Below are 12,699 nucleotides of genomic sequence, written 5' to 3'. Positions count from 1 at the left end.
CCTTTGTCGGTGATCTCGCCCTTGTCGATGGAGGGCGGCTCGGCCACCAGCAGCGCGCGGGCCACGCGGCTGGCGCTGCCGGTGGACTCGCGGGCCAGCTGGCCCAGCACGGCCTCGATGCGCTGGCGCACGGCGGGGTGGCCCACCACGTCGGCCCAGGGGGCGTCGGGACCCAGGCCCGCCACATCGCGGCAGGCGGGCGAGGGGAACAGCAGCGCGCCCACTTCCTTCATGTTCAGGCCGGTAAGCACCACGTCCTGGATGTAGGGCGCACCCGCCACGATGATCTTGGCGCGCATGGGGCCTACGCTGACGAAGGTGCCCGTAGAGAGCTTGAAGTCTTCGGCAATGCGGCCATCAAAGGCCAGGCCCCGGTGGATGTCGTGCTCGTCGATCCACTTCACTGCATCGCCCGTACACAGGTAGCCCTCGTCGTCGAAGGCATCGCGCGTGGCGGCATCCGAGCGCCAGTAGCCGGGCGTGACGTTGGGGCCGCGATAGCGCACTTCGGTCTTGCCGTCCACATCGACCAGTTTCAGCACCATGCCGGGCACGGGCGCGCCGATGTGGCCCGAGCGCACGTCGGGGCTGTTGACGAACATGGCAGACGGCGCCGACTCGGTCATGCCCAGGCCCGTGGCCATGACGATGCGCTCGCCGATGGCGGCCTCTTGCGTGGCGTGCAGGCTGTCCCACACGGGCTGGGCCAGGCCCGCCCCCGAGTAAAAGAACATGCGCACCCGCGACAGCAGCGTGCTGCGCAGCTGGGCATCGGTCTTCATGGCCTGGGCAATCATTTCAAAGCCGGTGGGCACGTTGAAGTACACCGTGGGCGCAATCTCGCGCAGGTTGCGCAGCGTCTCGCCAATGTGCGCTGCCGTGGGCTTGCCGTCGTCGATGTAGAGCGTGCCGCCGTGCATCAGCGTGAGGCCGAAGTTGTGGTTGCTGCCAAAGGTGTGGTTCCACGGCAGCCAGTCCACCAGCACGGGCGGGGCCTCGGCCAGCACGGGCAGCGACAGCGTGATCTGTTGCAGGTTGGCGCACCACATGCGCTGGGTGTTGATGACCGGCTTGGGCATCTTGGTGGAGCCGCTGGTGAACAGAAACTTCACGATGGTGCCGGGGCCGGTGGCGTGCATGGCCGCATCCACGGCGGCTGTGGCCACGGTGCTGCGCAGGCACCCGAAGGTGGTGCTCTGGCGGCCTTCGATGGTGCCCTGGGCCAGCACCACCTCTACATCGGCGGCCACGGTGGCGGCAATGGCCGCGCCGTAGCGCGCGCCATCGGCGGCAAACACCAGGCCGGGGGTCAGGGTCTGAATGGCGTGGCGCAGCTTGTCGTAGTCCTGGCTGACGGTGGCGTAGGCGGGCGATACGGGGCAATAAGGCACCCCGGCGTAGATGCAGCCCAGCGCCAGCAGCGCGTGCTCCAGGGAGTTTTCACTGAGCACCACCACGGGGCGCTCGGCATTCAACCCGCGCTCCAGCAGCGCCTGGCCAATGCTGCGGGCAGCGTCCAGCGCCTGGGCGTAGCTGATGTGTTGCCAGTCGCCCGTGGCGCCGCCTGGCAAGGACACGCGGCGCGCCAGAAAGCTGTGCTCGGGCGTGACCTCGGCCCAATGCACCAGGTAATCGGTCACGCGCCGGGCGTAGGCGCCCAGGGGCAGATCGGCTTGCAGGTAACGCACGCCGGGCGCACCGTCGCGCAGGTTGACGCGGGTGACGCCAAAGTTCATCGGGCGGTAACGGGGGGTGTTCATGGCTCAGTCCTCCTTGCGCACCTTGGCGGCGCGGCCTTCCAGGAAGTCGGCCAGGCGCGCCTTGGCTTCGGGCGCGCTTTGGGCAATGGCGGCCATCATGGCTTCGGTGAAGAAGCCCTGGTCGGCGGGCTGCTCGGCAATGCGCGGCAGCGCGTGCATGAGGGCGTAGTTGGTCAGCGGCGCGTTTTGTGCCACGCGCACGGCCAGCTCCAGCGCCTTGTCAAAGGCCTGGCCCTCGGGCACCAGGTACTGGGCCAGGCCCACGCGCTCACCGTCTTGTGCGTTATAGACGCGGCCTGTGAGCATCATGTCGGCCATGCGCGCCGCACCGATCAATTTGGGGATGCGCACCGCCCCGCCACCGCCGACAAAGATGCCGCGCGAGCCCTCAGGCAGCGCATAAAAGGTGGAGGCATCGGCCACGCGAATGTGGCAGGCGCTGGCCAGCTCCAGCCCGCCGCCCACCACGGCGCCGTGCAGCGCGGCAATCACCGGCACAGGGCCGTACTGCACCCGTTCCAGTGCGGCATGCCACATGCGCGAGTGGTGCAGGCCCTGGCCAGCATCGCGCTCTTGCAGCTCCGACAAGTCCAGGCCAGCGCAGAAATGCGGCCCATCACCGTCGATCACGGCGGCGCGCACGCTGGCGGGCATGGTGTCAAACAGATTGCGCAGGGCCAGGATCAGGCCGTCGTTCAAGGCGTTGCGCTTGGCCGCGCGGGTCAGGCGGATCACGGCGACTTCCTGTTGCTCGCCGCGCAGTTCGAAATGGATGTCTGGATGGGTCATGGTGGCTTTCGTAATGGCGCAATTGTGGTTATAGTTAATAACCAATTCAAGCAAGCCAAGCCCATTTTTTGTTGGTGTTTACCCTTGATCTGCGCCACCCTCCGTGGTGCATGCCGGGGCGAGCGCGCAGCACACGGGCACAACCCGGGAGACACCCCATGGACTACGAAAATCTGATTGCCATCGACATCCACACCCACGCCGAAGTGAGCTGCCGAAACCCGTTTGACAACTACGGCGAGGAGTACGACCGCGCCGCCGACAAGTACTTCAAAAATGGCCGCCGCCCCACCATTGCCGAAACCGTGGCGTACTACCGCGAGCAAAAAATCGGCCTGGTGATGTTCACCGTGGACAGCGAGTCCCAACTGGGCCGCCGCCGCATTCCCAATGAAGAAATCGCCCAGGCAGCGCGGGAGAACAGCGACATGATGGTGGCCTTTGCCAGCATCGACCCGCACAAGGGCAAGATGGGTGCCCGCGAGGCCCGCCGCCTGATCGAGGAGGAAGGCATCCGGGGCTTCAAGTTCCACCCCACGGTGCAGGGCTACCACCCCTACGACAAGATGGCCTGGCCCATCTACGAGGTGATTGCCGAGCACCAGTTGCCCGCGATCTTCCACACCGGCCACAGCGGCATTGGCAGCGGCATGCGCTGCGGCGGCGGGCTGCGGCTGGCCTACAGCAACCCCATGCACCTGGACGACGTGGCCATCGACTTCCCCGACATGCAGATCGTGATGGCGCACCCGAGTTTTCCGTGGCAGGACGAAGCGCTCAGTGTGGCCACGCACAAGCCCAACGTGTGGATAGACCTGTCGGGCTGGAGCCCCAAATACTTCCCCAAGCAGCTGGTGCAGTACGCCAACACGCTGCTCAAAGACCGCGTGCTGTTTGGCAGCGACTACCCGCTGATCACACCCGAGCGCTGGATGAAGGATTTTCAGGAGGCCGGCTTCAAGCCCGAGGTGATGCCCGGCATCCTCAAGGACAACGCCGTGCGGCTATTGGGCCTGGACAAAAAAGCGCCCGCTGCCACGCCGCAGGCCTGACCGGTCAGTCGTACACCTTTTGCAGCAGCCGGATCAGCGTCTTGCGCTCGGTGGCGGTCAGGCGGGCGGTGGCGTCTTGCTCCAGCTGCGCGGCGGTTTGCTCGGCCTGGGCAGTCAGCGCGGCCCCTTCAGGCGTCAGGTGTACGCCCATGGCGCGGCCATCGCTGGGGTGGGGGCGGCGCTCAATCAGGCCGCGCCGCTCCAGTGCGGCAATCAGGCCCACCATGTTGGGCGGCAGCACGTTGAGCGTGGCGCACAGCTGGCGCGAGGTGATGCCGGGGTTGTGCGCCACCAGCGACAACACCGAAAACTCCACCACCTTGAGCCCATACACCGCCATGCGCTCCATGAACAGCCCAATCACCGACAACGAAGCCCGGCGCGCGTTGTAGCCCACCAGCGTGCGCAGCAGGCTGGTGTCCACGGCCTCGGTGGCGGGTGCGGGGGCATCGGTGCAGGCAGCGGGGGGCGGGGTCTTCTTGCGGGATCGGGTACTGGACATGGGGCGCCATTGTGCCGCGCCCGCCTGCCACCACCGCCTGCGCTGCGCCAGGCGGCGGCTACACCGCTTCCAGCGCCATCACCGCCGTGGCCGTGTTCGAAATGGGGATGTGGTAGTTGCTGTGGACGCGGCGCACCCCCGGCGCTGCCGCACTGAGCGCCCCGCGCATGGCCAGCCACATCAGCAGCTCCACGCCCTGGGTGCCGGTTTTTTCCACCAGCTCATGCACGCTGAACTGCGTGGCCCATTCGGGGTTGCTGGTCAGGCTCTCGATGAACTGCAAATCAAACGCCTTGTTGATGAAGCCCGCGCGCTCGCCATCGAGCTGGTGCGACAGGCCGCCCGAGGCCATCACGGCCACCTTCTTCGTGCTGTCCCAGCTCTGGATGGCCTGGCCCACGGCCTTGCCCAGCGCGTAGCAGCGCTTGGCCGAAGGCAGCGGAAACTGCACGGTGTTAATGCACACCGGCACCACCGCCACGGGGCAATCGCCCTCGGGCCAGAACAGCTTGAGCGGCAGCGTGCAGGCGTGGTCCACCAGCATCTCCTGGCAGGTGACCACATCAAACTCCTGCTCCACCAGCGTATGGATGAGGTGCCACGACAAATCCACCTCGCCCGCCAGCGGCGCCAGCGTGGGAATGCCCCAGCCCTCGTCGGCGTTGTGGTACTGCGCCGCCGCACCCACGGCAAAGGTGGGCATTTTGTCGAGGAAGAAGTTCAGCCCGTGGTCGTTGTAGAACATCACCACCACGTCGGGCTTCTTCTCGCCCAGCCAGTGGCGGATGGGCGGAAAACCGTCGAAGAAGGGCTTCCAGTAGGGGTCGTTTTGCAGGCCTTTGTGGATGGCGTTGCCAATGGCCGGGATGTGCGAGGTGCCAAGGCCCCCGATGAGTTGTGCCATGGGGTCTCCTTATTGGCCAGCGGCCACGAGTTTGGCTTTGAATGCTTCTTTGGTCATGCCGGTTTGCTGCGCACCGATGTCCTGCATATCCAGCTGGAAGATGCCCGCAAACTTGGCCAGGTAGTAGGCATTGCCACCGGCAGCAATGAGTTGCAGCACGTTCTTGGCGCGGATGGCGGCGGCTTGCGCTTCGTTGAGGCCGTACTGGCGCATATAGGCCTCGGGGTCGGCCACAAAGGCGGCGCGGTTGGCGGCGTCGTTGAACGAAAAGCACATCTTGTTCAGCGCGTAGCCCTTGCGGGCCTGGGCGCCATCGAACAGCGTGGTGCCGGGGATGGGGGGCAAGGCAGTGGTCACGGGGGTTGTCTCCAGGGGGAAGGTGGACAGGGCGAGGCCGGGGGCCATGGCGTCAGGCGGCGAACACCTCGGTATCCACCTCGGAGGTGCCCTGGGCGTTGTAGCGCTGGCCCACCACGGTGTGCTGGTTGATGAGCGCACCCAGCCGCGCCAGCACCGGCGCGCTCAGCGCCACCTGCGCGGCGCCCAGGTCATCGTGCAGGTGCGCCACGCTGGTGGTGCCGGGGATGGGGATGATGTCTTCGCCCTGGTGCAACAGCCACGCAATGGCCAGCTGCGCCAGCGAGCAGCCCACTTCTTGCGCCAGGGCGCGGCAGCCCTCCAGCAGTTGCAGGTTGGCGGCATAGTTCTCGGGCGCAAAGCGGGGCATGGCGCGGCGGATGTCTGCGGGGTGCAGCGTGGCCACATCGGTCAGCTCGCCGCACAAAAAGCCACGGCCCACGGGGCTGAAGGCGACAAAGGCCACGCCCAGTTCGCGGCAGGCATCCAGCACGGCAATTTCCGGGTTGCGCGTCCACAGCGAGTATTCGGTCTGCAAGGCGGCGATGGGGTGTACGGCGTGCGCCCGGCGCAGCGTGGCCGCCGACACTTCCGACAGCCCGATGCTGCGGATCTTGCCCGCGCGCACCAGATCGGCCAGGGCGCCCACGCTGTCTTCAATGGGCACCGTCTTGTCCCAGCGGTGCAGGTAGTACAGGTCGATCACGTCGGTCTGCAAGCGGCGCAGGCTGTCTTCGCAGGTCTGGCGCAGGGTGGCCGGGCGGCCATCGATCACGCGCACCAGCTTGCCATCGCCGTTCACGTCCACGCCCTGCATGCCGCATTTGCTGGCCAGGGTGAAGCGGCTGCGGTGGTTTTTGAGCACCCGGCCCACCAGCGTCTCGTTGGCACCAAAACCGTACAGGGCGGCGGTGTCGAACAGCGTCACGCCCGCATCCAGCGCGGCCAGCAGCACGCGCTCGCCCTGTTCGGGCGATACCGGCGCGCCGTAGGCATGGCTGAGGTTCATGCAGCCCAGCCCAATGGCGCTGACCTGGAAAGGGCCCAAAGCACGTTGTTGCATTCAATTCTCCATCAAAATGACGACCAGCCCTTATACGATAAGCGCAAGCAGCTATCAAATAATGAGCAAAAATCAGGCGTTGAGCTGCCGCTCCAGCTGGTGCAGCACCTGGTAGCAGGCCAGCACGCGGCCCACGCTGGCGTTGGGCTCGCGGCCTTCGCGGATGGCGGCAAAGAACTCGCGGTCTTGCAGCTCGATGCCGTTCATGGACACATCCACCTGGCTCACATCGATCTGCTCGTCCTTGCCCGTGTACAGGTCGTCGTAGCGCGCCAGGTAGGTGGCGGTGTCGCCGATGTAGCGGAAGTACGTGCCCAGCGGGCCGTCGTTGTTGAAGCTCAAACTCAGCGTGCAGATGGCGCCATTGGCCGCCTTGAGCTGGATGCTCATGTCCATGGCAATGCCCAGCACGGGGTGGATGGGGCCCTGGATGGCGTTGGCCTGCACGATGGGGCTGTTGGCCTGGTAGGCAAACAAGTCCACGGTGTGGGCGGCGTGGTGCCACAGCAGGTGGTCTGTCCAGCTGCGCGCCTGGCCCAGCGCGTTGGTGTTGGTGCGGCGAAAGAAATAGGTCTGCACATCCATTTGCTGGATGTGGAACTCGCCCTTCTGAATCTTGTGGTGCACGTACTGGTGGCTGGGGTTGAAGCGGCGGGTGTGGCCGCACATGGCCACCAGACCGGTCTGCTGTTGCAGGGCCACGACGGCTTCGGCGCCCTGGAGGCTGTCGGCCAGCGGAATCTCCACCTGCACGTGCTTGCCCGCCTTCAGGCAGGCCATGGTCTGCTCGGCGTGCATTTGCGTGGGCGTGCAGAGGATGACGGCGTCCACCTCGGGCAGCGCCAGCGCATCGGCCAGGTCAGTGGTGACGTGGCCAATGCCGTACTTGGCCGCCACTTCGCGGGTCTTTTCCAGGTCGCGGCTGATGAGCGAGACGACTTCCACGCCGTCGATATTTTTAATGCCGTCCAGGTGCTTGATGCCGAAGGCGCCAGCGCCCGCCAGGGCGACTTTGATGGTTTTTGCGGTCATGTCAGGGGTTCTCCAGAATCAGGTGGCCTACGGCCGTGTTGGATGCGGGCACATGGTAAAAGCGCTGCGCCACATGGGGCGCCGGGCCACCGGCCACGTCGGCCATGGCACCGCGCGCAATGAGCCACATCACCAGCTCGATGCCCTCGCTGCCCGCTTCGCGCACGTAGTCGATGTGCGGCAGGGTGGCCAGCGCGGCGGGTTCAGCGATCAGGCGATCGAGGAAGCGGTTGTCCCACTCCTGGTTGATGAGCCCGGCGCGCGGGCCTTGCAGCTGGTGGCTCATGCCGCCCGTGCCCCAGATTTGCACTTTGAGTGGCTGGTCAAACGACTCGATGGCGCGGCGGATGGCCTGGCCCAGTGCAAAGCAGCGCTGGCCCGAGGGCACGGGGTACTGCACCACGTTGACGTGGAACGGAATCACCTTCACCGGCCAGGCCTCGGGCGAGCCGAACAGCAGGTTCATGGGCACGGTCAGGCCGTGGTCCACCTTCAGGTTGTTGACGATGGTGAGGTCAAAGTCCTGCTGGATGACCGACTGGGCAATGTGCGCGGCCAGCTCGGGGTGGCCCATGACCTTGGGCACGGGGCGCGGGCCGTAGCCCTCGTCGGCAGGCTCGAATTCGGCGGCAGTGCCGATGGCAAACGTCGGGATGGTGCCCAGGTCAAAGCTGGTGGCGTGGTCGTTGTAGACCAGGAACACCACGTCGGGCTGGTTCTCGCGCATCCACTGCTTGGAAGGTTCGTAACCGGCAAACAGCGGCTGCCAGTAGGGCTCGCCGGTCTTGCCCAGGTCAATGGCGGCGCCGATGGCGGGCACGTGGGAGCTGTACACCGATGCCGTGATGCGCGCATGGCTGGCCGCGTTGGTGCCGGCTTCAGCCTGGCGCGCAGCGTGCTCGCCGATGATCTGGGCGGCCAGCGTTGCTTGCTGCGCCAGCTCCCAGGCTTTCCAGGCGTCGGAGCGGGCCATGGGGCCTTGGGCATCGCCAGCCTCGCCCAGGTAGCGGTTGCCCTCGGGGCTGCGGCCACCGGCGATCATCATGTCGCGGTACTGCAATTCGCTCATGCCGGTCATGCTGCCGGCCATTTGCTGGAAGGAGAGCCCGTCGGTGGCGCCCAGCTTGGCCAGAAAGTAGATGTTGCCGCCGGTGCGCATGGCCCAGTTCAGGTCGCGGGCGCGCACGGCGGCGCGCTGCTCGTCGGTCATGGGCCACTCGGCCAGGTAGGCGTCTTCGTCTTGCTTGAAGCGGGCACGGTTCTCGGCCTGCATCAGGCTCATGCAGAACTGGTTGAGCCAGTAGCCTTTGCGGCTTTGGTCAGCGTCAAAAATGGTCGTGCCGGGCACGTCCAGGTAGGGTTTGTCGAGTGGCACGGTGGCTCCTCTATTTAGGTTTCAGGTGGAATCGCCGCCGGGCCGCCCCAAGGCGATTCACGCCCCCTCGGGGGCAGCGACCCGCGCAGCGGCTGAGCGTGGGGGCTAACACGCTTCGGGCCAGTACAGGCGCATGGGGTTGTCCACCAACAGCTTTTGTTGCAGCGCTGGCGTGGTGGCGATGTGCGGAATGAAGTCCACCAGCAGGCCGTCGTCGGGCATGTGGTCTTTGAGGTTGGGGTGCGGCCAGTCGGTGCCCCAGAGCACGCGGTCAGGAAACTCCTCGACCACCTTGCGGGCAAACGGCACCACGTCGCGGTAGGCGGCCTGCTCGCCGTTCAGGGCGTGGGGGCCAGTGGCAGACAGGCGCTCGGGGCAGCTCACCTTGCTCCACACATTGGGGTGCTGGCGCATGAATTGCAGGAACAGCGCGAACTCTGCGCTGTCCACGCCTTTGGCCACGTCGGGGCGGCCCATGTGATCGACCACCACGGTGGTGGGGAGCTGGGTAAAAAAGTCCCACAGCTCGGGCAAGTCCACGGCCTCAAAGTAGATCACCACATGCCAGCCCAGGCGGTGGATGCGCGCGGCAATCTCCATCAGCTCGTCTTTGGGCGTGAAGTCCACCAGGCGCTTGACGAAGTTGAAGCGCACGCCGCGCACGCCCGCGTCGTGCATGGCCTGCAACTCGGCATCGCTCACGCTGCGCTTGACGGTGGCCACGCCCCGCGCCTTGCCACCGGAATGCACCAGGGCATCGACCATGGCGCGGTTGTCGGCGCCGTGGCAGGTGGCCTGCACGACCACGTTGCGGGCAAAGCCCAGGTGGTCGCGCAGCGCATAGAGCTGGTGCTTGCTGGCGTCGCAGGGCGTGTATTTGCGCTCGGGGGCGTACGGAAACTCGGCGCCAGGGCCAAACACGTGGCAGTGCGCATCGACCGCGCCTGCGGGCAACTGAAAGCGCGGCTGGCTGGGGCCGCTGTACCAGTCGAGCCAGCCAGCGGTTTTGGTGAAGTCACCGGAAGTCGGTTGGGACATGGCGGTTCTCAATCCAGCGATACGTTGGCTTTGCGGATCACGTCGCCAAAGCGTTGGCTCTCGTCCTTGACGAACTGGGTGAACTGCGCGCGGGTGGTCGGAAACTGCTCGTAGCCAAAGGTCTTGAATTTGTCGGCCACTTCGGGGCCTGACAGGGCCTGCTCAATGTCCTTGCGGATTTTTTCGGTCACGGCGGCGGGCAGGCCGGGGGGCACGGCAATGGCGTTCCAGCCCGTCACGACAAAGTCTTTGGGGCCACCGGCTTCGGCCACCGTGGGCACGTCAGGGAACTCGGCAGAGCGCTGCGGCCCGGCAAACGCCAGCAGGCGCAGCTTGCCCGCGCGGTACAGCGGCCCAGCGGTGGCGGCACTGCCCAGCGCAAAGGCCAGGTCGCCGGTCGAGACGGAGGTGTAGAGCTGCGTGGTTTCCTTGAAGATCACGTGCTCCATCTGCGTGCCCGTGGCGCTCTCGAACATCTCCGAGCCCAAATGCACCGGGTTGCCCACCGACCAGGAGCCGTAGTTGAGCTGGCCGGGGCGGGCCTTGGCGTCGGCCACGATGTCGGCCACGTTTTTGTACTTGCTCTGGGTGCCCACGGTGAAGAAGAAGTGGGTTTTGAACAGGGGCAGCAGCGTGTCGAAGTCTTTGGCCACGTCGTAGGGCAGCTTCTTGAACAGGCTGGGGTAGGCGGCCAGGTGGACGTTGTCGAGCACGATCAGGTCGTGGCCATCTTTGGCGCCGCGCTTGAAGGCGTCGATGGCGATGAAGCCGTTGCCACCGGGGCGGTTTTCCACCACCACCGACTGGCCCCAGGCCTTGGAGAGCTTGTCGGCCACCAGGCGGGCCACGCCGTCAGGCCCGCCGCCCACCGGGAACGGGGTGATGATGCGCACCGGCTTGCTCGGGAACGATTGCGCCGCAGCCCAGGGCGAAGCCAGCGCGCCCAGAGCGCACACGGCAGACAAGGCCAGTGCCGTGCCGATGCGGCGGCGGGCGGGGGAAGAAGGGGTGGTGTTCATGGATGTCTCCTGTTGTTTTGATTGCTATTGAAACAATAGCTGCTAGCGCTTATCTGAAAAGGCTTGGAAGCCGATTTGGCTTCATATGGCTATGGCAGACCGCTGGGGAAATGCGCACTGGCGCCGCCGCAGGCGGGGGCGTGCGCCGTGTCGCAGTCGATGGCGGTCAGTCGATGTACTTCAGGCCGGCGGCGGCCAGGGGCTCACGCATCTGGTACATGTCCAGGCCCAGCACGCCGCTGGCCAGCTTGGCGCGCTTTTCGCCCTCAAAGCTCTCGCGCTTTTGCGCTGCCGCCAGCGTGGCCACCGCGCGGGCAGCGGGCACGCAGACCACGCCATCGTCGTCGGCCACGATCACGTCGCCCGGCGTGACCAGCATGCCAGCGCACACCACCGGGATGTTGACCGAGCCCAGCGTGGCCTTGATGGTGCCTTTGCTGGAGATGGCGCGGCTCCACACCGGGAAGTTCATCTCCTGCAAGGTTTTCACATCGCGCACCCCGGCGTCGATGATGAGGGCGCGGGCGCCCCGGGCCTGGAAGGACGTGGCCAGCAGGTCGCCAAAGTAGCCGTCGGTGCATTCGGCGGTGACTGCCGCCACCACGATGTCGCCGGGCTGTATCTGCTCGGCGGCCACGTGCATCATCCAGTTGTCGCCGGGTTGCAGCAGCACGGTGACGGCCGTTCCGCTGACCTGCTGGCCGCTGTAGATGGGGCGCATGTAGGGCTTGAGCAGGCCCACGCGGCCCATGGCCTCGTGGACGGTGGCCGAGCCGAGGGCGGCCAGCCCGTCGGCGGCGGCGCGGTCGGCGCGCTGGATGTTGCGGTACACAACGCCTAGTTCAAACATGGTTCGGGTCTCCTTGGGGGGGGTGCGGGGCGGGGGGCTTACAGGCCCTTGGCCTTCAGGCGCGCGTCCAGGCGCGAGAACACGCGGCGCACGTTGCCTTCGTAGATCTGGTGCTTGTCGTCGCTGCTCAAAATGCGGCTGGCTTCGATGTAGCGCTTGGTGTCGTCGTAGTAGTGGCCGGTGGTGGGATCGATGCCGCGCACGGCGCCAATCATTTCGCTGGCAAACAGCACGTTCTTCACCGGGATCACGGTGTTGAGCAGGTCGATACCGGGTTGGTGGTAGACGCAGGTGTCGAAGTACACGTTGTTCATCACGTGCTCGTCGAGCAGGGGCCTTTTCATCTCCTGCGCCAGACCCCGAAAGCGCCCCCAGTGGTAGGGCACCGCACCACCGCCGTGCGGAATCAGGAACTTGAGCGTAGGGAAATCCTTGAACAAATCGCCCTGGATCAGCTGCATGAAGGCCGTGGTGTCGGCGTTCAGGTAGTGCGCGCCCGTGGTGTGGAAGCACGCGTTGCAGCTGGTGCTCACGTGGATCATGGCGGGCAGGTCGTACTGCACCATCTTTTCGTAGATGGGGTACCAGTGCTTGTCGGTCAGCGGGGGGCTGGTCCAGTGGCCGCCGGACGGATCAGGGTTCAGGTTGATGCCGACGGCGCCGTACTCATGGACGCACTTTTCCAGCTCGGGGATGCAGGTGGCCGGATCGACGCCGGGCGACTGCGGCAGCATGGCCACGGGCACGAAATGGTCGGGGAACAGCGTGGAGACGCGGTAGCAAAGTTCGTTGCAGATGGCCGCCCAGGTGCTCGATACGTTGAAGTCGCCAATGTGGTGGGCCATGAAGCTGGCACGCGGGCTGAACAGCGTGATGTCGCTGCCGCGCTCTTGCATCAGCTTGAGCTGGTTGGTTTCGATGGACTCGCGCAGTTCGTCATCGCTGATGCTCAGGTCGG

13 protein-coding genes and 1 pseudogene are annotated in these 12,699 nt (G+C 65.9%); 1 reads left to right on the top strand and 13 read right to left on the bottom strand.

Features of this window, described 5'->3' with window-relative positions; genetic code table 11:
• Both PHX69_RS10990 and PHX69_RS10985 read right to left on the bottom strand, forming a co-directional pair.
• Nucleotides 1-1,760, bottom strand: a 1,760-nt coding sequence (locus PHX69_RS10990; protein ID WP_288043728.1) for a feruloyl-CoA synthase, incomplete at its 3' end; no start/stop codon positions are given.
• 3 nt (nucleotides 1,761-1,763) lie between these two features.
• Nucleotides 1,764-2,549: a crotonase/enoyl-CoA hydratase family protein gene (locus tag PHX69_RS10985; protein ID WP_288043727.1), complete on the bottom strand. Its 786-nt coding sequence runs from the start codon at nucleotides 2,547-2,549 to the stop codon at nucleotides 1,764-1,766.
• Between the two features lie 158 nt (nucleotides 2,550-2,707).
• Between PHX69_RS10985 and PHX69_RS10980 the strand changes: the two genes are divergently transcribed.
• Nucleotides 2,708-3,601: an amidohydrolase family protein gene (locus tag PHX69_RS10980; RefSeq protein WP_288043726.1), complete on the top strand. Its 894-nt coding sequence runs from the start codon at nucleotides 2,708-2,710 to the stop codon at nucleotides 3,599-3,601.
• A 4-nt stretch (nucleotides 3,602-3,605) separates the two neighbouring features.
• On the opposite strand, the gene PHX69_RS10975 is transcribed toward PHX69_RS10980, so the two are convergent.
• The 11 genes and pseudogenes from PHX69_RS10975 to PHX69_RS10925 form a co-directional block, all read right to left on the bottom strand.
• Nucleotides 3,606-4,103, bottom strand: a complete 498-nt coding sequence (locus tag PHX69_RS10975) for a MarR family winged helix-turn-helix transcriptional regulator (RefSeq protein WP_119012342.1) — start codon at nucleotides 4,101-4,103, stop codon at nucleotides 3,606-3,608.
• A 58-nt stretch (nucleotides 4,104-4,161) separates the two neighbouring features.
• Nucleotides 4,162-5,007 carry a class III extradiol dioxygenase family protein gene (locus tag PHX69_RS10970; RefSeq protein WP_288043725.1) on the bottom strand — a complete coding sequence of 282 codons (846 nt, stop codon included), beginning with the start codon at nucleotides 5,005-5,007 and terminating at the stop codon, nucleotides 4,162-4,164.
• 9 nt (nucleotides 5,008-5,016) lie between these two features.
• Nucleotides 5,017-5,412, bottom strand: a complete 396-nt coding sequence (locus PHX69_RS10965) for a protocatechuate 4,5-dioxygenase subunit alpha (RefSeq protein ID WP_119012344.1) — start codon at nucleotides 5,410-5,412, stop codon at nucleotides 5,017-5,019.
• A 4-nt stretch (nucleotides 5,413-5,416) separates the two neighbouring features.
• Nucleotides 5,417-6,427 carry an aldo/keto reductase gene (locus PHX69_RS10960; RefSeq protein WP_288043724.1) on the bottom strand — a complete coding sequence of 337 codons (1,011 nt, stop codon included), beginning with the start codon at nucleotides 6,425-6,427 and terminating at the stop codon, nucleotides 5,417-5,419.
• A gap of 72 nt (nucleotides 6,428-6,499) precedes the next feature.
• Nucleotides 6,500-7,459 carry a Gfo/Idh/MocA family oxidoreductase gene (locus PHX69_RS10955; protein ID WP_288043723.1) on the bottom strand — a complete coding sequence of 320 codons (960 nt, stop codon included), beginning with the start codon at nucleotides 7,457-7,459 and terminating at the stop codon, nucleotides 6,500-6,502.
• Nucleotide 7,460: 1 nt separating this feature from the next.
• Entirely contained in the window at nucleotides 7,461-8,366 is a 906-nt protein-coding gene (locus PHX69_RS10950; protein WP_288043729.1) for a class III extradiol dioxygenase subunit beta, read from the bottom strand.
• 147 nt (nucleotides 8,367-8,513) lie between these two features.
• A pseudogene (gene ligA, locus PHX69_RS10945) lies at nucleotides 8,514-8,807 on the bottom strand (protocatechuate 4,5-dioxygenase subunit alpha); the annotation flags it as partial.
• A 132-nt stretch (nucleotides 8,808-8,939) separates the two neighbouring features.
• On the bottom strand, nucleotides 8,940-9,872 hold the full coding sequence (locus PHX69_RS10940) for an amidohydrolase family protein (RefSeq protein WP_288043721.1): 933 nt from the start codon (nucleotides 9,870-9,872) through the stop codon (nucleotides 8,940-8,942).
• A gap of 8 nt (nucleotides 9,873-9,880) precedes the next feature.
• Nucleotides 9,881-10,891 carry a Bug family tripartite tricarboxylate transporter substrate binding protein gene (locus tag PHX69_RS10935; protein ID WP_119012349.1) on the bottom strand — a complete coding sequence of 337 codons (1,011 nt, stop codon included), beginning with the start codon at nucleotides 10,889-10,891 and terminating at the stop codon, nucleotides 9,881-9,883.
• Nucleotides 10,892-11,057: 166 nt separating this feature from the next.
• A complete protein-coding gene (ligK, locus tag PHX69_RS10930) occupies nucleotides 11,058-11,741 on the bottom strand; it encodes a 4-carboxy-4-hydroxy-2-oxoadipate aldolase/oxaloacetate decarboxylase (protein WP_288043720.1) in 684 nt (227 codons plus the stop codon).
• Nucleotides 11,742-11,779: 38 nt separating this feature from the next.
• The coding region (locus PHX69_RS10925; RefSeq protein WP_288043719.1) for an amidohydrolase family protein at nucleotides 11,780-12,699 on the bottom strand (920 nt) is incomplete at its 5' end.

This window comes from Simplicispira sp., assembly GCF_028687295.1.
Taxonomy (GTDB): Bacteria; Pseudomonadota; Gammaproteobacteria; order Burkholderiales; family Burkholderiaceae_C; genus Simplicispira; species Simplicispira metamorpha.
This window is presented reverse-complemented; position numbering and strand designations above follow the sequence as displayed.